Consider the following 18373-nt stretch of genomic DNA (forward strand, 5'->3'; position numbering starts at 1 on the left):
CTATCCGGAGAATCCGCCCATGCTGAACCGCCGCACCGTCCTCGCCACCGGCGCCCTGGCCACCGTGCCGCTCGCCGCGCCTCTGCAGGCGCTGGCCCAGGGCAAGAAGGACGCCGTCACCCTCGCCATGACGCTGGAGCCCCCGGGGCTGGACCCGACGGCCGGCGCGGCCTCGTCCATCGGCGAGATCACGCTGTACAACGTGTTCGAGCCGCTCACCAAGATCAACGCGGACGGCAGCGTCTCGCCGCTGCTGGCCGAAAGCTGGGAGGTCTCGCCCGACCTCAAGACCTACACCTTCAAGCTGCGCGGGAACGTCAAGTTCCACAACGGCGCGCCGTTCAACGCGGCGGCCGTCAAGTTCTCGTTCGAGCGCGCGGCGGGCGACAAGAGCACCAACAAGGACAAGCGCACCTTCGTCAACCTCACCACGCAGGTGGTGGACGACCTCACGGTGGTGGTGATCAACAAGGACATCGATCCCGACCTGCTCTTCCTGCTGGGCCAGGCCACCGCCGTCATCGTGGAGCCGGGCAGCGCCGACACCAACGCCACCAAGCCCGTCGGCACGGGGCCGTACCGGCTCGAATCGTGGAGCAAGGGCGCCTCGGTCACGCTGGCGCGCTGGGACGGCTACCGGACGGCGAACGCGATGCACATCCGCCGCGCGACCTTCCGCTTCATCTCGGACCCGGCCGCGCAGGTGGCGGCCCTGATGGCGGGCGACGTGGACGCGTTCCCGCGCGTCACGCCGCGCAGCGTGGCGCAGTTCAAGGCCAACCCGCGCTTTCAGGTAATCGTGAGCGGCTCGCGCGCCAAGACCATCCTGGCCATCAACCAGCAGAAAAAGCCGCTGGACGACGTGCGGGTGCGCCGCGCCATCGCGGCTGCCATCGACCGCAAGGCGGTGATCCAGGGCGCCGGCGATGGCCTGGGCGTGCCCATCGGTAGCCACTACGTGCCGGGCGCCTTCGGCTACCTGGACACCACCGGCATCAACCCCTTCGACCCGGAAAAGGCGAAGAAGCTGCTGGCCGAGGCCGGCGTGAAGACGCCGCTGGAGCTGACCATGACGCTGCCGCCCACGCCCTACGCGCGCCAGGGCGGCGAGGTCATCGCGGCGCAGCTGGCCAAGGTGGGCATCGTCGCCAAGCTGCAGAACGTGGAGTGGGCGCAGTGGCTGAGCGGCACCTACGGCAACAAGAACTACGACCTCACCCTCATCTCGCACGTGGAGCCGTTCGACCTGGGCAACTTCGCCAAGGCCGACTACTACTGGGGCTACAACTCGCCCCAATTCAACGCGCTGTACGAGCAGATCAAGAACGCCGCCCGCCCCGCCGACCGGGCGCGCCTGCTGGGTGATGCGCAGCGCCTGCTGGCCGAGGATGCCGTGCATGCCTTCCTGTACCAGCCGCAATGGGTCACGGTGGCCAACAAGAACCTGCGCGGGCTGTGGAAGGACATGCCGATCTTCGTGAACGACCTGTCGGCGATGTCCTGGGCCTGAGCGTGAACGAGCCCGCCATGCACCATGCCGCGACCGAGTTGCACGACCTGCCCGCCCACGCCCTGATCGACGCCTACCGCAGCCGCCGCCTGTCCCCGGTGGAGGTCACGCAGTCGGTGCTGGACCACATCGCCCGGTGGGAGCCCCACCTGTGCGCCACCTACCTGCTGCGCCCCGAAGCGGCCCTGGCGCAGGCCCGCGCGAGCGAGGCCCGCTGGCTGCGCGGCGCCCCGCAGGGCCTGCTGGACGGCGTGCCCGCCACCATCAAGGAAAACATCGCCACCGCGGGCGACCCCACGCCGCTGGGCACGGCCGCCACGGTGCTGGTGCCCGCCCCGTCCGATGCCCCGCCCGCCGCGCGGATGCGCGAAGCCGGCGCGGTGATCGTGGCCAAGACCACCATGCCCGACTACGGCATGCTGTCGTCCGGGCTGTCGAGCTTCCATGCGCTGGCGCGCAACCCGTGGGACCGGTCCAAGGGCCCGGGCGGCTCCAGCGCGGGCGGGGGCGCGGCCGCAGCGGCGGGCTACGGGCCGCTGCACATCGGCACCGACATCGGCGGCTCGCTGCGCCTGCCGGCCAGCTGGTGCGGCATCTTCAGTTTGAAGCCCAGCCTGGGCCGCATTCCCATCGATCCGCCTTACACCGGCCGCGCCGCCGGCCCGATGACGCGCACCGTCGCCGACGCCGCGCTGATGATGCAGGTGCTGAGCCAGCCCGATGGGCGCGACAGCATGGGCCTGCCGTTCCAGCCCATCGCCTGGAGCGATGCCGCGCGCGGGCCCGAGCGGCTGCGCGGGCTGCGCCTGGGGCTGCTGCTGGATGCCGGCTGCGGCCTGCCGGTGGACCCCGAGGTGCGCGCCGCCATCGAGCAGGCCGCGCGCTGGTTCGAGGCGGCCGGTGCCCGCGTGGAGCCCATGGCGCCCTTCATGACGCCGGGCATGCTCGATGGCATGGACCATTTCTGGCGCATGCGCTCGTACACCGACCTGCAGACCCTGCCCGAAGACCGGCGCGCCCGCGTGCTGCCCTACATTCGCGCCTGGGCCGACAGCGCGGCCGGCCTGTCGGGCACGGCGGTGTTCCACGCCAGCCAGCAGTTCCACGCCACGCGCGTGGCCACGGTGCAGGCGTGCAGCGCGTTCGACTACGTGCTCTCGCCCGTCGCGCCCCTGCCCGCCTTCGCGGCCGAGCTGCCCTCGCCCACCGACGACCCGCTGCGCCCGCTGGAGCACATCGGCTTCACCGTGCCGTTCAACATGTCCGAGCAGCCCGCCGCCTCGGTGAACTGCGGGTACACGGCCGCGGGCCTGCCGATCGGCCTGCAGATCGCCGGGCCGCGCTTCGACGACCTGGGCGTGCTGCAGGTCGCCCATGCCTTCGAGCAGATCCGCGCGCCGCAGCGGCCCTGGCCGCAGCCACCCGGCGCGTGAAGGGCGCGCTCCGTGCGCCCGTGACCGCCCCCCGTTCCAACCCCTGCCCGTTTTCCTCTCCCTCGTTCCACCGACACCACGGCCTTATCTGCAATGGACACCTTTCTTCTGGCGATCCTCATCGCCACCGGCACCTACGCCCTCAATGCCCGGCAGCAACGCCGGCGCATCGGCCTGCTGGCACGCCACTTGGCCAACTACCAGATCGAAAAGCTCATGGAAAACCTCACCGAGGGCTACCTGCGCGCCCTGGGCGAGAGCGAGCCGCAGCGGCGCGACCAGATCTGGAGCCTGCTGACCACCACCGAATCGCAGCTGACCGAGCAGTTCAACCGCTTCACGGCCGAGTTCTCGCGCCTGGACCCGTCGCTGACCCGCGTGAGCCGCATCGCGATCGGCCTGCCGTTCGCCCACCAGCTGTTTCCATCGGCCGCCTTCGACATGCGCAAGGCCCTGCTGGTGCATGCCCAGGGCATCGACCGCGCGGTGCGCAACGAAGCCGGCCGCGATGAGCGCGACAAGGCCTTCACGCTGTCGGCCGAGCTGTTCCTGATGCAGCACACCTGCCACTGGTTCTGCAAATCGAAGACCGTCGCCTCGGCCCGCATGGTGGCGCGCCACCAGACGCCGTACGACCAGCTCGTGGCCTCGGTGTCGCCGGAGACGCGCAAGGCGTACCTGGCGCTGGTCAACGGCTGACCGCCCTCATCGTCCCCACCCAGCCCCCACCCCGCCATCGCCCATGCCGACCGCGCCCGCCGCACCGCCCCCTGCCGCCCTGGCGCCGCGCGCGGCCTGGGGCATGCTGCTGGCGCTGGTGTCGGGCTTCGCGCTGAGCCAGGCGTTTCGCACCATCACGGCGATCATCGCCACGGGGCTGCGGGCGGAGTTCGGGCTGTCGGCCGCGGCGCTGGGCGCCTTCGCCGGGGCCTTCGCGTTCGCCTTCGGCACCATGCAGCTCTTCATGGGCATCGGGATCGACCTGTACGGCGTGCGGCGCACGCTGCTGGCGGCGTTTCCGCTGGCCATCGCGGGCGCGCTGCTGTCGGCGCTGGCGCCGGGCTACGGACTGGTGCTGCTCGGGCAGGCGCTGATCGGCGTGGGTTGCGCGCCGGCCTTCCTGGTGTGCACCGTGTTCATCGCGCGGCATTTTCCGGCCCAGCGGTTCGCGGTGGTCTCGGGCGTCGCCATGGGCGTCGGCGGCCTGGGCATGCTGTTCACGGGCACGCCGCTGGCTTGGCTGGTGCAGCACGCGTCGTGGCGCTGGGGGTTCGGCGTGCTGGCGGGCCTGGCCGCGCTGGCGTGGCTGCTGATCTTCTGGAAGGTGCACGAGCCCGCGCGGCCGCACGCGGACGGTGCCCCGCGCGAATCGGTGGGCGCCGCCGTGCGCGGCTTCGCGGCGCTGTTCCTGCTGCCGCACACGGCGGGCATCGTGCTGCTGGCGCTCAACACCTATGCGTCGTTCCTGGCATTGCGCGGACTGTGGCTGGGGCCGCTGCTGATCGAGCGGCACGGCTTTTCGCTGGTGCAAAGCGGCAACGTGGCCGTGGTGGTGTCGCTGGTGTCGCTCTTCAGCCCCGCGCTGTTCGGGCGGCTGGACCCAGGCCCCGCGCGGCGCCGGCGCTGGATTGCCGGCTTCACCATCGCGCTGGCGGGGCTGTTCGTGGCCATCGGGTTGCTGCACCAGGCGTGGTTGGACGTGGGCGGCGCCATCGGCGTAGGGCTGCTGTCGGGCTACATGGTGCTGCAGTACGCCGACGTGCGCTCGGCCTACCCCGCCGCGATGACCGGCCGCGCCATGGCCGTGTTCACCATGGCGATGTTCCTCGGCGTGGCGCTGATGCAGTGGCTGACCGGCGTGGCGGCCGCGCTGGCCCTGGCGCAAGGGACCGATCCCTACATGGTGGTGATGCTCACCATCGCAGCGCTGTTGATGGCCGGCGTGCTGGCCTTCCTGCAGCTCCCCGCGCCTGAGCCCGTGCCTGAGCCCGTGCCGCGGAGCGGCGGCGATGGGACATACGAGCCGAATCGGCCTTCAGAGCAATAAACACTAGGGAGGATTGCTATTTATTCAATAGCAACCGACAAAGAGTTGACCCTGGAGCCGTCGCCCCGGCCCCGGCCCCGGCCCCGGCCCCGGCCACGGCACGGCACGGCACGGCACGGCAAAACCTACCGGATGCGCCATTCGCCGTCCACCAGCGCCCGGGCCCGCCGGTCGATGGAGTCATTCACTTTGGCCTCCGCCTTTTTAGACTCCCGCATGGCTTTCGCTTCGCGGATGATGCCCTTCTCCGCCTTATCGAACTGCGCCATGGCCAGTTTGGTCGCGGCTTCCTGCTTGGCTTTTACCTTCACGTCGTGCATGGAAATGTAGGCCCGCAGCGGCGCCCACATGTGCGTTAGACGAGGATCGAGCAGGTCTCTTTCGTGGAGAAGCTCTTCGCGCGACATGTTCAGACCGGGATTGCGAAGAGCGCCCTGCAGCATGTCAAGCGCCGCGAGCGGGTCTTGCGTGTGCATGATCTTGTGCTCCAGCATTTTGGAGAACCCGGTTTTGACGTCGCCCAACACGGCCGGGCCGTCATGCACCTGCGTCACGCCATCGACATCCACGGCCTTGAGGGTGTGTTCGCTCAAAAACTGGTCGAAGCTGCTTCGAAACCCGGCAGACGCGATGGCCTCGGCCACGATCTGATCCAGAAGGCCGCTGTCCTCCCGTGTCAGCGATCGGCCGAACATCACCGCGTCGTATGACAGCCCTGCCCTCCACTTGTCAAAGCGCGCGGTCAGGTCGGGGTCGATGCGCTTGAGCTCACGCCGGAGTTCAGCCCCGTGGTTCCGTGATGGCCCAGCCTGCCCGGTCGCGGGCGTCATCGGTGGCCGCGTCCTCGCGGCGGACGCCTGCGCCGCTTGCCGTGCGGCCTGGGGGTGGCGGATTTGCTGCAATTGGCCGCGCAAATGATTGGGCACCTTGATGACGCAGCTGGCGGGCAGCCGGGCCAGGGACTGGGGCAGGGTCTGCAGTTTTGTGTCCTCCAAGTCCAGGGACTGCAGGTTGGCAAGGTCTCCCACGCTGTCGGGCAAGCGCTCCAGCTTGGTGTTCCCTTTCAATACCAATGTCTGGAGCCCCTGCATGTCGCCGATGTTTTCCGGCAGTTCCCGGATGTACGACGAGTGCGACACGCTCAAGTGCGTCAAGTGGCGCAACTCGGTGATGCTGTCTGGCAGGCTCGAATATTCCCCGCACCCCAACTCGAGCGTGCGCAGGCTTTGCATGCGCCCCAAGTCCAAGGGAAGTTCTTTCAAGGAATTCCCGGTCAATTGCAGGGTGTGCAAGTTGGGGAGGGCCGTCAGCGACGCCGGAAGCCTCTCCATCTCTTGGTTGGTGGCCAGCTTCAGATGGCGCAACTGGCGAAGCTCACCCAGGCTTTCAGGCAGCGAGGTCAGCCCGGTGTTGGTCAACAACAGCTCTTGCAGGCCTTGCAACCGGCCGATCGCATCGGGCAACGTCTTGGCAGGAAGGCCCCATTCCACCACGAGCCTGGAGCTGTCTCCCGTGGCCACGCGGCGCATCGCGTCGGCCACCCGTCGCAAGACATCCTGCGACGTGTCTCTGTCTTCAATGTCGTCGTAGAAGTCAACGTACCTGTTCGATTGCTCTGCCAACGGCAGGCTGCGCTCGAGCCAGTCGTCGATATCGCGCACCACGCTGCTGGCCAGGGCAGCCGACGAGGTACCCGCCGCTGCGGCCGGATGCAGCGGCGAACGCGGCGGTGAACTGGAAGCACGCCCAACCACAGAGCTTCGGGGCGCCATGGTGTTTTCCGCCGGGGCATTTTCACGACGCCGCGCGGTCAGCGGGCTGCCAGAGCCTTCGGCTGCATGGGGGGAACCGCGTGGCGGCGTGTTCTCGGCAGGTGCACGTTCCGTTGGACCGGTTCGGGGACGGGAATGGAAAAGGCGATGGATGGTGTTGAACATGGAGGTGCGCCGAAGGCTTGGCGGCTTTGGAGTTCCAGCGCACCTCAGGCTACTTTCCGTCCAGCGCAATCGCTGCGCAAAACCCGAAAAGGTCGCAGCGCCGCGCGAACCGACTTCCCGCCGTGATGCCAACACGGGGCGTTGATGGCGCGCCGACGCCCTGTCGCCAGGATCGGCACACCGGAGGGAAGCCCGCATCCGCGCACCGCGTCAGGGGGGACTTCAAGCCCAATCGGCCTCCAGCGCAATCGGCACTAGGGCATACCGCTATTAATTCAATAGCAAACTACAACGAGCTGGCGCTGGAGCCATCGCCCCGGTAAAGCCAGGGGACGTCGAGCAGCCGCTCGCCCAGCAGCCGCAGCGAGGCATCGCGCACCCAGCGCACCGGGCCGGTGGCGTGGAAGATCCGCCCGTTGCGCGTGGAGCGGGCCTGCACCCGGGCGTTGCGCTGCCAGCGGTTCAAGGCGTAGCGGCGCAGGCGCAGGGGCACGTCGAGGTCGTGCATGGACAGGGCGCGCTGCAGTTCGGCGGCGTCCTCGATGGCCATGCCGGCGCCCTGCGCGAGGTAAGGCCGCATGGGGTGCGCGGCATCGCCCAGCAGGGCCACCCGGCCGCACGCCATGGCGTCGGCGCTGCGCACGGGCGGGCGGTCGCACAGCGGCCACAGGCGCCAGCCGCCACCGGCATCGGCCACCCCGCGCACCGCCTGCTGCAGCGCGGGGCAGGCGCCGCGCAATGCCGATTCCAGCCCGGCGGCGTTCACCGCATGGTCCCAGCTTTCCAGGTCGTCCGGTGCCGGTCCTTGCACGATCACCACCAGGTTCTGCAGCTCGCCCCGGCGCACCGGGTACTGCACGGCATGCAGGCGCGGGCCCAGCCAGGCGGTGACCTGGCGGGTGCGCAGCACGTCGGGCAACGCGTGCTGCGGCACCAGCGCGCGGTAGGCCAGGTGCCCTGTCACGCGCGGGCGCACGTCGCCCAGCAGCCCGGTGCGCGTGCGGCTCCACAGGCCATCGGCACCCACGAGCGCATCGCCCTCCACCTCCTTGCCACGGCTGGTGCGCACGGTGACGACGCCTTCGGCATCGGAGAAATGGTCGATCGCGTGGGCCAGCGAGATTTGCGTGTCGGTGTACTTGGTGACGGCGGCGAGCAGCAGCCCGTGCAGGTCGGCGCGGTGGATGGTGGCGTAGGCCGCGCCGTAGCGCGCCACCGCTGTCGGGCCGAGCGGCAGCACGGCCAGCTCGGCGCCGCTCAACGCGCTGCGCACCTGCAGACGATCGGGGAACGCGGCCACCGATTGCAGCCGGTGTTGCAGGCCCCAGGCCTGCAGCCGGCGCACGACGTTGGGGCCGAGCTGCACGCCCGCGCCCACTTCGCTGAACGCCTCGGCCCGCTCGTACAGGCGCACGTCCCACCCCGCCCGCGAAGCGCCCAGCGCCGCCGCGAGCCCGCCGATGCCGCCACCGGCGACCAACACCTGTTGTTTCTGCATGCGGGCGATTGTGCCCGCCGGCTGCGCGCGCCGGATGGATCAGATCAAGGAACGCTGTCCCATCCCCGGTCGCTCAAAGCGCGGGCCGCACCGCCCGCTCCAGCACCGTGGCCGGCGCCGGCCGCCCGAACAGGTAGCCCTGGAACGCATGGCAGCCATGGCGCTGCAGGAACTGCAGCTGGCCCGTGGTTTCAACGCCCTCCGCCACCACGTCCAGGTCCAGGCTTTGCGCCAGAGCGAGGATGGTGCGCACGATGGCGGCATCGTTGGGGTCGCTCAGCACATCGCGCACGAAGCCCTGGTCGATCTTGAGCTGGTCGATGGGCAGGCGCTTCAAGTAGCTGAGCGACGAGTAGCCCGTGCCGAAGTCGTCCAGCGAAAAGCCCACGCCATGCGCGCGCAGCTTTTCCATGCGGGCGATCACGTCCTCCACGTCGGTGAGCAGCAGGCTCTCCGTCAGCTCGATCTTGAACAGGCGCGGCTGCGCCCCGCTGTCGCGCAGGGCCTGCAGCACCTGATCGACGAAATCGGGCTGGCGGAACTGGCGCACGCTCACGTTCACCGACAGCACCAGGTGCGCCGTGGCCGCGCTGCGGGCCCAGGCCACGAGCTGCCGGCAGCCGCGCTCCAGCACCCACTGCCCCAGCGGCACGATGAGGCCGCTTTGCTCGGCCACCGGGATGAACTCGCCCGGCGACACGATGCCGCGGTGCGGGTGCTGCCAGCGCACCAGCGCCTCGGCGCCCAGCATCTGCCCGCGCCGGTCCACGATGGGCTGGTAGTGCAGCATCAGTTCGCCCGCCTGCAGCCCACGGCGCAATTCGGCCTCCAGCGCGGCCCGCGCGCTGACGGCGGTCTGCATGCCGGGATCGAAAAAGCGCACGGCGTTGCGGCCGGCGGCCTTGGCCTGGTACATGGCCATGTCGGCGTGCTTGAGCAGGTCGTCCACCGTGCCGGCCGATTCGCCGAAGAGCGTGAGCCCGATGCTGGGCGTGCTGTGGTGGCTGATGCCATCGAGCAGGTACGGCAATCCCAGCGCCGCGCCGATCTTGCGCGCCAGTTGCGAGGCATCGGCGCTGGCGGACCAGGCTTCGGCAGGCAGCCCTTCGGCCAGCACCACGAACTCGTCGCCGCCGAAGCGCGACACGGTGTCGCTCTGGCGCACGCAGCCCTGCAGGCGCTGGGCGACCTGCACGAGCAGGCGGTCGCCCATGTCGTGGCCCAGGGTGTCGTTCAGGTCTTTGAAGTTATCGAGGTCGATGAACAGCAGCACGCCGTGCCGCCCCGTGCGGCCGACGGACAGCGTGGCGCGGTACAGCCGGTCGATCAGCAGGCGCCGGTTGGGCAGGCCGGTGAGCACGTCGAAGAACGCCAGCCGCTCGATCTCGGCCTCGACCTGCTTGCGGTCGGTGATGCTGCGGCCGACACCCCGGTAGCCCTGGAACACGCCCGCTTCGTCGAACACCGGCACGCCGCTGATCGACACCCAGTAGGCCGTGCCGTCCGATGCCAGCCGGTGCAGCTCGAGCTCCCGGAAGGGCTCGCGCGCATCGAGCAGCCGGCGGTGGGCCACCCAGTCTTCCTCGGTCATGTTGAGGGCGCCGAGATCCCAGCGGGTGCGCCCCACGACTTCGCCGGGCTCCATGCCCACCGGATTGCGGCCACCGACGAAATGGATGAAACGGTAGGAGGTGTCCTGCTCCCAATACCAGTCGGAGGAAAGGTCGCTCAGGCTGCGGAAACGGGCTTCGCTCACCCGCAGCTCGGCCTGGGTGCGCACATGGTCGGTCACGTCGGTGAAGGTGCGCACCATGCCGCCGTCGGGCAGCAACGTGGTGTGCACCTCCAGCGTGCGGCCGCTGCGCGTGCGGCGCCAATAGACCGAGGGCGAAGGAAGACCCCCGCCGCTTTGCACATAGGCCCGCGCCTGCCGATCGACCAGTTCGGCGCTTTCGCCGAAATCGCCCCGCTCGTTCTGCAGCTGCTTGAGCTCCATCAGCGTGGGCCGGGCTTCGAACAAGGCGCGCGGCAACTCCAGCAGCTCCAGCACCCGGTCGTTGAAGACGGTGATGCGGCCGTCCGCGCCCACGGTGTAGAGGCCCTGGCTCATGCTGGCCAGCGTGGTCTGCAGCAAGGCGCGATGCGATTGCTGCTCGTCCGGCCAAGGCAGCGCGGGCGCGGCGGCGGGCGCCGGGCTGGTGGCGGCGTGCCCCAGCAGCGCCCCCAGCCGACGGGCCAGCTCCGGCAGATGGGCCGTGCCTTCGGTGCGCAGAACGTAGTCGCCCGGCCCCAGCCGCAGCGCACGCGCAGCCAGTGCCTCATGCGCCGGGTCCAGGCACAGCATCACGGGCTGGCACCGCACCTGGGCCAGCCAGTCCGGCAGCGCCGTCGCACGGCTGTCCAGGCACAGCACCAACGCCTGGCAAGTGCCCGGCGCGACAAAAGGCGCGACCAACGGCGGGGGCATTGCGGCCGCGCCCTGCGCGATGCGCCCCACGCCACCGCTGCCGTCATCGAACTCGGCGGGCAGCACCTCCCAATCGGCACGGTGGCCGGCCAGCCATTGCATGGCCTCCCAGGCCGGCGCTGCGCCGGTGCCGACCCACCCGATGCGGGGCCGCGCAGCGTTGGCTTGCAGCGGCAGCGTGAGAGGCATGGCCGCCAGCATCGGCGCATCGGCCGGATGCGCCGCCCTGGTGCCCTCCGCTTCCGGTGTGCCCGCAGTGTGGACTGCGGGGGGAGCGGCGGGCAAGGCGCTCATACCATTCCGGCTTCTGCTGCGGCAGGCAAGGTGCCCGGTAGCTGTTGGTCGCGTTCGAACTGGGCCATCGGGCTCGGACGGCCGAACAGGTAGCCCTGAAAGCCCTCGCAGCCATGCAGCTTGAGGAAGGACAACTGCCCCGTGGTTTCCACCCCTTCGGCGACCACCTGCAGGTCCAGGCTCTTGGCCAGCGCGAGGATGGTGCGCACGATGGCGGCGTCGTTGGGGTCGGTGAGCACGTCGCGCACGAAGCCCTGGTCGATCTTGACCTGGTCCAGCGGCAGGCGCTTCAAGTAGCTGAGCGACGAGTAGCCCGTGCCGAAGTCGTCGAGCGAAAAGCCCACGCCCTGCTTTTTCAGCTGGGCCATGCGCTGGATCGCGTCCTCGATGTCGCCCAGCAGCAGGCTTTCGGTCAGCTCCAGCTTGAGCCGCTGGGGGTTGGCGCCCGTGCGATGCAGAGTTTCCAGCACCTCGGCCGCGAAGGCCGGCTGCCGGAACTGCCGGGCACTCACGTTGACGGCGATGGTCAGCCGCGCGGTGTCGGGGTGTTCGGCCCAGCGCACCAGTTGCTCGCATGCCGATTCGAGCACGAAGCGCCCCAGCGGCAGGATCAGCCCGGTCTGCTCGGCCAGCGGAATGAAATCGCCCGGGCTGATCATGCCGCGCTCAGGGTGGCGCCAACGCACCAGGGCCTCGGCGCCGCACAGTTGCGCGCGGTGGTCCACGATGGGCTGGTAGTGCACGGTGAGTTCGTGGCGGGCCAGGCCCTGGCGCAGGTCGGCTTCCAGGTGCGAACGGGCATGCACCTGGGCCTGCATCTCGGGGTCGAAGAAGCGCTGCGTGTTGCGGCCTTCCGCCTTGGCCTGGTACATGGCCAGGTCGGCGCGCTTGAGCAGCTCGTCCACGCTGCGCGGCTGGTCGCCGAAGAGCGTGATGCCGATGCTGGGCGTGCTGTAGTGCTGCTGCGTGCCGAGCATGAAAGGCTGGTTGAGCTGCAGCAGCAATTTGTCGGCCACATGCTCGGCCTGGGTGGCCGCCTCGGTCAGGCCGGCGTCGAGGTTTTCCAGCATCACCACGAATTCGTCCCCGCCGAAGCGCGCCACCGTGTCGGTGGCCCGCACGCACGACACCAGGCGCGTGGCCACCTGCGCCAGCAACTGGTCGCCCATGTCGTGGCCGAGCGTGTCGTTCAGGTCCTTGAAGTTGTCCAGGTCGATGAACAGCAGCGCGCCCAGCTGGCCGTTGCGCTGACAGACGGCGCTGGCGCGCTGCAGGCGGTCCAGCAGCAAACGGCGGTTGGGCAGGCCGGTGAGCGCATCGAAGAAGGCCAGCAGCTCGATCTGCTGCTCGGCCTTCTTGCGGTCGGTGATGTCGCGGCACACGCCCAGCAGCCCGGTGACGTGGCCGTGCAGGTCGCGGATGGGGGTCTTGATGGTTTCGAAATAGCCCTCGTAGCCGTCTTCCCGGAACGTGAGGGTTTCCTCATACACCAGCGGCTGCCAGGCGGCCATGGCGCGCTGGTCGAGCTGGCGCACCCGCTGGGCCTCGACGGCGGGCATGAGATCGTCGTCCGACAGACCGATGATGTCGCGCTCGCGCCGCCCGATGAAACGCTCGAAAACGGGGTTGCACGACAGGTAGCAGCCATTCGCATCCTTGAGGAAAACCACGTCGGGGATCGCGCTCACCAGGCTGGCCAGGCGGGTGCGCTGCTGCGTGAGTTCCAGCGCCATGCGCTTTTGCTCGGTCAGGTCGAATGCGAACACCACCACGGCCACCGTGCGGCCATCGGCGGCGACTTCCGGCACCAGCGTGGTGTGCCAGAACTGGGCGCCGTGGGTTTTGGGAATGCGGTGCTCGAACACCACCGTCTCGCCCTGCAGCGCCCGGTCGAAATGCGGCTGGATCGGGGCCATCAGGTCGGCGGGCAGCACGTCCACGAGGAACTGGCCTTCGAGTTCCTCGACCGGACGGCGCAGCCAGTGCGCCTGCGAGGGATTCACGTACACGATGCGCAGATCGCGGTCCAGCCGCGAGACGCCGCCCGGCAGGTGGCTGAGCAGGCTCGCCAGCTGCACCTCGTGCGCGCGGCTCAGGTCCTGGGCCTCCCGCTGTTCGGTGACATCGGTCAGCACCCCATCCCAGATCACGCGGCCCTTGTCCAGCGGCCGGGGGGTGGAGCTCATCCGCATCCAGCGCAACTGGCCGTTGGCCACGCGCATGCGCGCCACCGAGTCGCCGACGCCCATGGTGCGGTAGGACGCCTCGTCCGAGGCGGCGCAGGCCAGGCGATCCTCGGGGTCCATCTGCTCGAAGAACAGGGTGGCATCGTTCACCACCGCCTGGGCCGAAATGCCGTTCAAGCGCTCGATCGCATCGCCCATGTGCACGAAATGCCACCGGCCGTCCGCTTCGCGCACGCGCTGGTACAGCACGCTGTCGGGCAGGTTGCGGCCCAGCAGCTGCAGGCGGCGTTCGCTTTCCAGCAGCCGGGCCTCGGCCTCCCGCGCCCGGGCGAACGGCATGCGGATGCCGGCGATGAACACCGCCTGGAACATCAGCGCATACCCCAGCACCCGCAGGGCGTGCGCGAACGTGTCGACGAAAACCGGGTGCAGCGAGTACAGCAGCATGGCGAATTCCGCCAGCGCCAGGGCCGCCGCTGCGCAGGCCATGATGCGTCGGCGTCCCCGGCCACGCTCCTTGCCGGCGCTGTCGTCCGCCCGGAGCATCAACCACGCGGCAATCGCCATGGCACCGCCGAGCAACGCGTCCGCCCCCATGGCAAAGCGCTCGCCATGCGCCAGGCCGAACTGCGCGGGCAATCCGCTGGAGGCGGACCATACGAGCACCAGCGACACGCCGGCCGAGGCCACGGCCCAGGCCCGGCCAGGCCCGTGGAACGACACCCGCAAGGCGAACAGCAGCAGGGTCAGGGCCTCGACCCCATGGGCCAGCAAGCCGAAATAGGAAGAGACGTTCGCCCGCGTGACGGACGCCATGCTTTCCATCTGGTGCAGCAGGACGGCGTGAAGGAAATTGCAGACTGCCGCGGTGGCTAGCCCGGCCACCAGCACGTTGGCGCGGCCCTGCTGCGTATCGTCGAGCATGTGCAGCGACACCACCACGGCCAGCAGGCCGATGAGTACCACCACCATGTCGAGAAAAGGCTCGAGGCCGTGCAGGCCCTGCAAGCCCGAACCCAGCAGTTGCACCACCGGCACCAGCAGCAATGCCAACACCGCCACCACCAGCATCAACGTGACCGCCGGCGCCTCCGACAGAAGCGTCCGCGCAATGGCTGCGGTGACCGAGCGGCGGGGAGGGGGCGTCATGGTGGCGGCAAGTTACCTGAACATATCGTCACAAGTGTATCGGGCCTGCCGCCCCATGGTGTGGCTCCTGTCGTTCAGGCAGTCAACAATTGCCGCAGCACATACGGAAGGATGCCCCCGGCGCGGTAGTAATCCACCTCGATCGGCGTGTCGATGCGCAGCGTGACGGTGACTTGCTGGCGCGATCCGTCGGCCCGGCGGATCGTCAGCACCGCATCGCTTTGCGGCGTGAGCTCCGAATCCGGCACCACATCGATCGTCTCGTTGCCGGTCAGGCCCAGCGACTCCCAGGAATCGCCCGCCTTGAACTGCAATGGCAGCACCCCCATGCCCACCAGGTTGGAACGGTGGATGCGTTCGAAGCTCTTGGCCACCACGGCCTTGATGCCCAGCAATTGCGTGCCCTTGGCCGCCCAGTCGCGGCTGGAGCCGGTGCCGTATTCCTCGCCCGCAAAGATCACGGTGGGGGTCTTCTCGGCGATATATTTCATGGCCGCGTCGAAGATGAACATCTTCGTGCCCTGAAGCTCTCCCTCGTTCTGGAACAGCGTGACGCCCCCCTCCTCGCGCGAGCCGTCCGCGGTGGGTGGAATCATCAGGTTCTTGATGCGCACGTTGGCGAAGGTGCCACGCATCATCACGTCATGGTTGCCACGGCGCGCGCCATAGCTGTTGAAGTCCTGCTTCATCACGCCGTTGTGCAGCAGCCATTGCCCCGCGGGCGAGGTTTCCTTGATGGAGCCGGCGGGCGAGATGTGGTCGGTGGTGATCGAGTCGCCGAACAGCGCCATGATGCGCGCGCCCACGACCGACTCCGACGCCTTCGACCCATCGGCGCCCACCGCCCGCTCCTGGGCCTCCAACGTGAACTTCGCGAAGAACGGCGGCTCGGCAATGTAGGTGCTGGCGGGCCAGTCATAGGTGTCGCCCTTCACGCCCTTGATGTTGTTCCACAGCGCGCCCGGATCGGTCTTGACCTTGCCGTAGTTGTCGCGGAAGGCCTTGCCGTTCATGGCGAAGCGCATCAGCGCGTGGATTTCGTCGCTGGTGGGCCAGATGTCGCCCAGGTACACGTCGCGCCCGCCCTTGCCTTTGCCCACGGGCTCGGTCATGAGGTCGCGCAGCACGGTGCCGGCGATGGCATACGCCACCACCAGCGGTGGGCTGGCCAGGAAGTTGGCCTTGATGTTGGGATGGATGCGCGCTTCGAAATTGCGGTTGCCCGACAGCACGGCGGCGCACACCAGGTCGTTGCTGGTGATCGCCTCGTTCAACTCGGGCGCCAGGTCGCCCGCATTGCCGATGCAGGTCGTGCAACCGTACCCCGCCAGCGCGAACCCGAGCTTTTCCAGGTACGGCATCAGCCCGGTTTCGGTGAGGTACTCGGTGACGATCCGCGAGCCCGGCGCGAGCGAGGTCTTGATGTGCGGCTGCACCTTCAAGCCGGCTTCCACCGCCTTCTTGGCCAGCAGGCCGGCCGCCAACAGAACGCTCGGGTTGGAGGTGTTGGTGCAACTGGTGATGGCGGCAATCAGCACATCGCCATTGCCGATGGTCGGGTCCGCCCCCTTGGCCGGCAGACGCACGGCGGCATCGGCGTGCGTGACCGCCAGCGGCGGCTTGTTGTGCTCCATCTCGACCAGGAAACGGGGGCCGCCGGCCGGCGCGGGCTTCTCCGCAGGCACGGCCTCGCTCACGCCCTCGTCGCCCCGGTGGATGTGGTGCCGCGTATGCAACAGCTCTGCAGGGCGGTTGAAACCGTTCTGTGCCGCAGGCTTGCTGAAGAGCGATACGAAGTCGCTGCTCACGTTGCCCAGCTCGATCCGGTCCTGGGGCCGCTTCGGCCCCGCCAGGCTGGGGGTCACATCGCCCAGGTGCAGGCGCACGATCTGGGAGTAATCGATCTCGCCCGCGCGGGGCACTCCGAACAGGCCTTGGGCACGGAAATACGCCTCGAACGATTCGATCTCGCTGTCCGTGCGGCCGGTGCCCTTGAAGTAATCGATCGTCTTTTCATCGACCGGGAAAAAACCCATCGTCGCGCCGTACTCGGGCGCCATGTTGCCGATGGTGGCGCGGTCGGGCAACGACAGCGTGCGCGTGCCCTCGCCGAAGAACTCCACGAACTTGCCCACCACCTTGTGCTGGCGCAGGATCTCGGTCACCGTCAGCACCAGATCGGTGGCGGTCACACCTTCACGCAACTGGCCGGTCAGCTCGAAGCCCACCACGTCCGGGGTCAGGAAATACACCGGCTGGCCCAGCATCGCCGCTTCGGCCTCGATGCCGCCCACGCCCCAGCCCACCACGCCGATGCCGTTGATCATGGTCGTGTGGCTGTCCGTCCCCACCAGCGTGTCGGGGTAGTACACGCCATCCGCCCTCTTGTGCACCCCACGCGCCAGGTATTCCAGATTGACCTGGTGGACGATGCCGAACCCGGGCGGCACCACGCCGAAGGTGTCGAATGCCTGCATGCCCCACTTCATGAATTCGTAACGCTCGCGGTTGCGCTGGAATTCCAGCTTCATGTTCAGGTCCAGCGCCTTTTTCGTGCCGTAGTGGTCCACCATGATGGAGTGGTCCACCACCAGGTCCACGGGCACCAGCGGCTCGATCTTCTTGGGCTTCTTGCCCAGGCGCTGGGCCACGCTGCGCATGGCGGCCAGATCGGCCAGCAAGGGCACGCCCGTGAAATCCTGCAGCACCACACGCGACACGACGAACGGAATCTCGTCCTTGCGATCGGCCACCGGCTGCCAGCGCGACAACTGCTCTACATGTTCCTCTGTGACTTTGCGGCCATCGCAGTTGCGCAGTACCGATTCCAGAACGATCCGAATCGAAACCGGTAGGCGCTGGATCGACGGGTATTGCTTGGCCAGTGCCGGGAGCGAATAGAACTTGCCGCTTTTACCGGATCGGGTCGTGAAATTCTTCAGGGTGGATGCGAAAGCGTGGCGGGAAACCGGGGGTGACATCGAGGCCATGTAGTGCTACTCCTGTGGGGACGAGAGCACCTATTCTGGCAGTCCCACATATCGATGCAATCGTGGGGTAATCGTCCGTGGAACGATTCAAGGACAAACGCCGAAATTTCAGAAGCAAAGAGCGGTCAGGAAGCCTGCTGTCCTACGCGATGGGAATGCAGACCTGGGTAGTGAACACCTCATATTGGTTACTGTACGGCATCCAAAAAATACCACTCTGTGGAATTTTGTATTTTATTTGGCCATTGCCATTGAAATTAATGCGAGGTATGGCTGGCCTTTACTTGGCTATCGAACTCTCAACCATTGGGATTCGTACGGTGAGTATTGGCCAAAGCCGTCCAAGCCATTGCCTCGGAGGCAAGAAAGCAGGCGCAGGAAAGCGGCATTCCCTCGGACCCGACCGACTCGGTGAGGTATTCAAAAGCCCATAGAAAAAACCCGCCGAAGCGGGCTCTTTCCATGGGCTTTTTGCCCTGCTGCGCCGATCCGCCACGCCGAAAATACCTGCGCGCGGCCTGGACCGGGCTTCAACTCAAATGGCGAATTGCTCGCGGTCCTGGTTCTGAATCCACTTGGGTGCCTTACCGCGGCCCGTCCAGGTCTGTCCGGTTGCAGGGTCACGGTATTTGGGAGCCACTTTGACCCCGGCACTGGCACTGCGGGCGCGGCCGGTGGGAAATACGTCCTGAGCGGTCAAACCATACTCCGCCACCAGATTGCGAACCTGATTGATGGCATCGGACAGTTCGCGGCGACGCGCTTCGCCGATTTGCTGCTCAAGTTCTTCACGCTGTTTCAGCAGGTCTTTGTAGCTAGTGCTCATGATGGTGTGCGGAGATTAATAACGAAGGCCGCATTA

Annotated in this window: 10 protein-coding genes; 4 read left to right on the forward strand and 6 right to left on the reverse strand. The window is 68.0% G+C overall.

Annotation, left to right across the window (positions count from 1 at the left end; genetic code table 11):
- The first annotated feature begins 19 nt into the window (after nucleotides 1–19).
- The 4 genes from M5C98_RS18200 (at nucleotide 20) to M5C98_RS18215 (ending at nucleotide 4990) form a co-directional block, all read left to right on the forward strand.
- Entirely contained in the window at nucleotides 20–1510 is a 1491-nt protein-coding gene (locus tag M5C98_RS18200; protein WP_272548859.1) for an ABC transporter substrate-binding protein, read from the forward strand.
- A 17-nt stretch (nucleotides 1511–1527) separates the two neighbouring features.
- Nucleotides 1528–2943 (forward strand): amidase, encoded by a 1416-nt coding sequence (locus M5C98_RS18205; protein WP_272548860.1) that lies wholly within the window; start codon nucleotides 1528–1530, stop codon nucleotides 2941–2943.
- Between the two features lie 93 nt (nucleotides 2944–3036).
- Nucleotides 3037–3642, forward strand: a complete 606-nt coding sequence (locus tag M5C98_RS18210) for a hypothetical protein (RefSeq protein WP_272548861.1) — start codon at nucleotides 3037–3039, stop codon at nucleotides 3640–3642.
- A 43-nt stretch (nucleotides 3643–3685) separates the two neighbouring features.
- Entirely contained in the window at nucleotides 3686–4990 is a 1305-nt protein-coding gene (locus M5C98_RS18215; protein WP_272548862.1) for an MFS transporter, read from the forward strand.
- A gap of 125 nt (nucleotides 4991–5115) precedes the next feature.
- On the opposite strand, the gene M5C98_RS18220 is transcribed toward M5C98_RS18215, so the two are convergent.
- The 6 genes from M5C98_RS18220 to M5C98_RS18245 all read right to left on the reverse strand — a co-directional run bounded on the left by M5C98_RS18220 (nucleotide 5116) and on the right by M5C98_RS18245 (nucleotide 18337).
- Nucleotides 5116–6927 (reverse strand): leucine-rich repeat domain-containing protein, encoded by a 1812-nt coding sequence (locus tag M5C98_RS18220; RefSeq protein ID WP_272548863.1) that lies wholly within the window; start codon nucleotides 6925–6927, stop codon nucleotides 5116–5118.
- Between the two features lie 286 nt (nucleotides 6928–7213).
- Complete coding sequence (locus M5C98_RS18225) at nucleotides 7214–8425, reverse strand: FAD-dependent monooxygenase (protein WP_272548864.1); 1212 nt, start codon at nucleotides 8423–8425, stop codon at nucleotides 7214–7216.
- Between the two features lie 73 nt (nucleotides 8426–8498).
- Nucleotides 8499–11081, reverse strand: a complete 2583-nt coding sequence (locus M5C98_RS18230; RefSeq protein ID WP_442867294.1) for a putative bifunctional diguanylate cyclase/phosphodiesterase — start codon at nucleotides 11079–11081, stop codon at nucleotides 8499–8501.
- A gap of 101 nt (nucleotides 11082–11182) precedes the next feature.
- Nucleotides 11183–14521, reverse strand: coding sequence for an EAL domain-containing protein (locus tag M5C98_RS18235; RefSeq protein ID WP_272548866.1), 3339 nt, complete (start codon nucleotides 14519–14521; stop codon nucleotides 11183–11185).
- A 74-nt stretch (nucleotides 14522–14595) separates the two neighbouring features.
- On the reverse strand, nucleotides 14596–17511 hold the full coding sequence (locus M5C98_RS18240; RefSeq protein WP_272548867.1) for an aconitate hydratase: 2916 nt from the start codon (nucleotides 17509–17511) through the stop codon (nucleotides 14596–14598).
- A gap of 535 nt (nucleotides 17512–18046) precedes the next feature.
- On the reverse strand, nucleotides 18047–18337 hold the full coding sequence (locus M5C98_RS18245; protein ID WP_272548868.1) for an H-NS histone family protein: 291 nt from the start codon (nucleotides 18335–18337) through the stop codon (nucleotides 18047–18049).
- Between the last annotated feature and the right edge of the window lie 36 nt (nucleotides 18338–18373).

The organism is Acidovorax sp. NCPPB 3576, from assembly GCF_028473605.1.
GTDB lineage: Bacteria > Pseudomonadota > Gammaproteobacteria > Burkholderiales > Burkholderiaceae_C > Paracidovorax.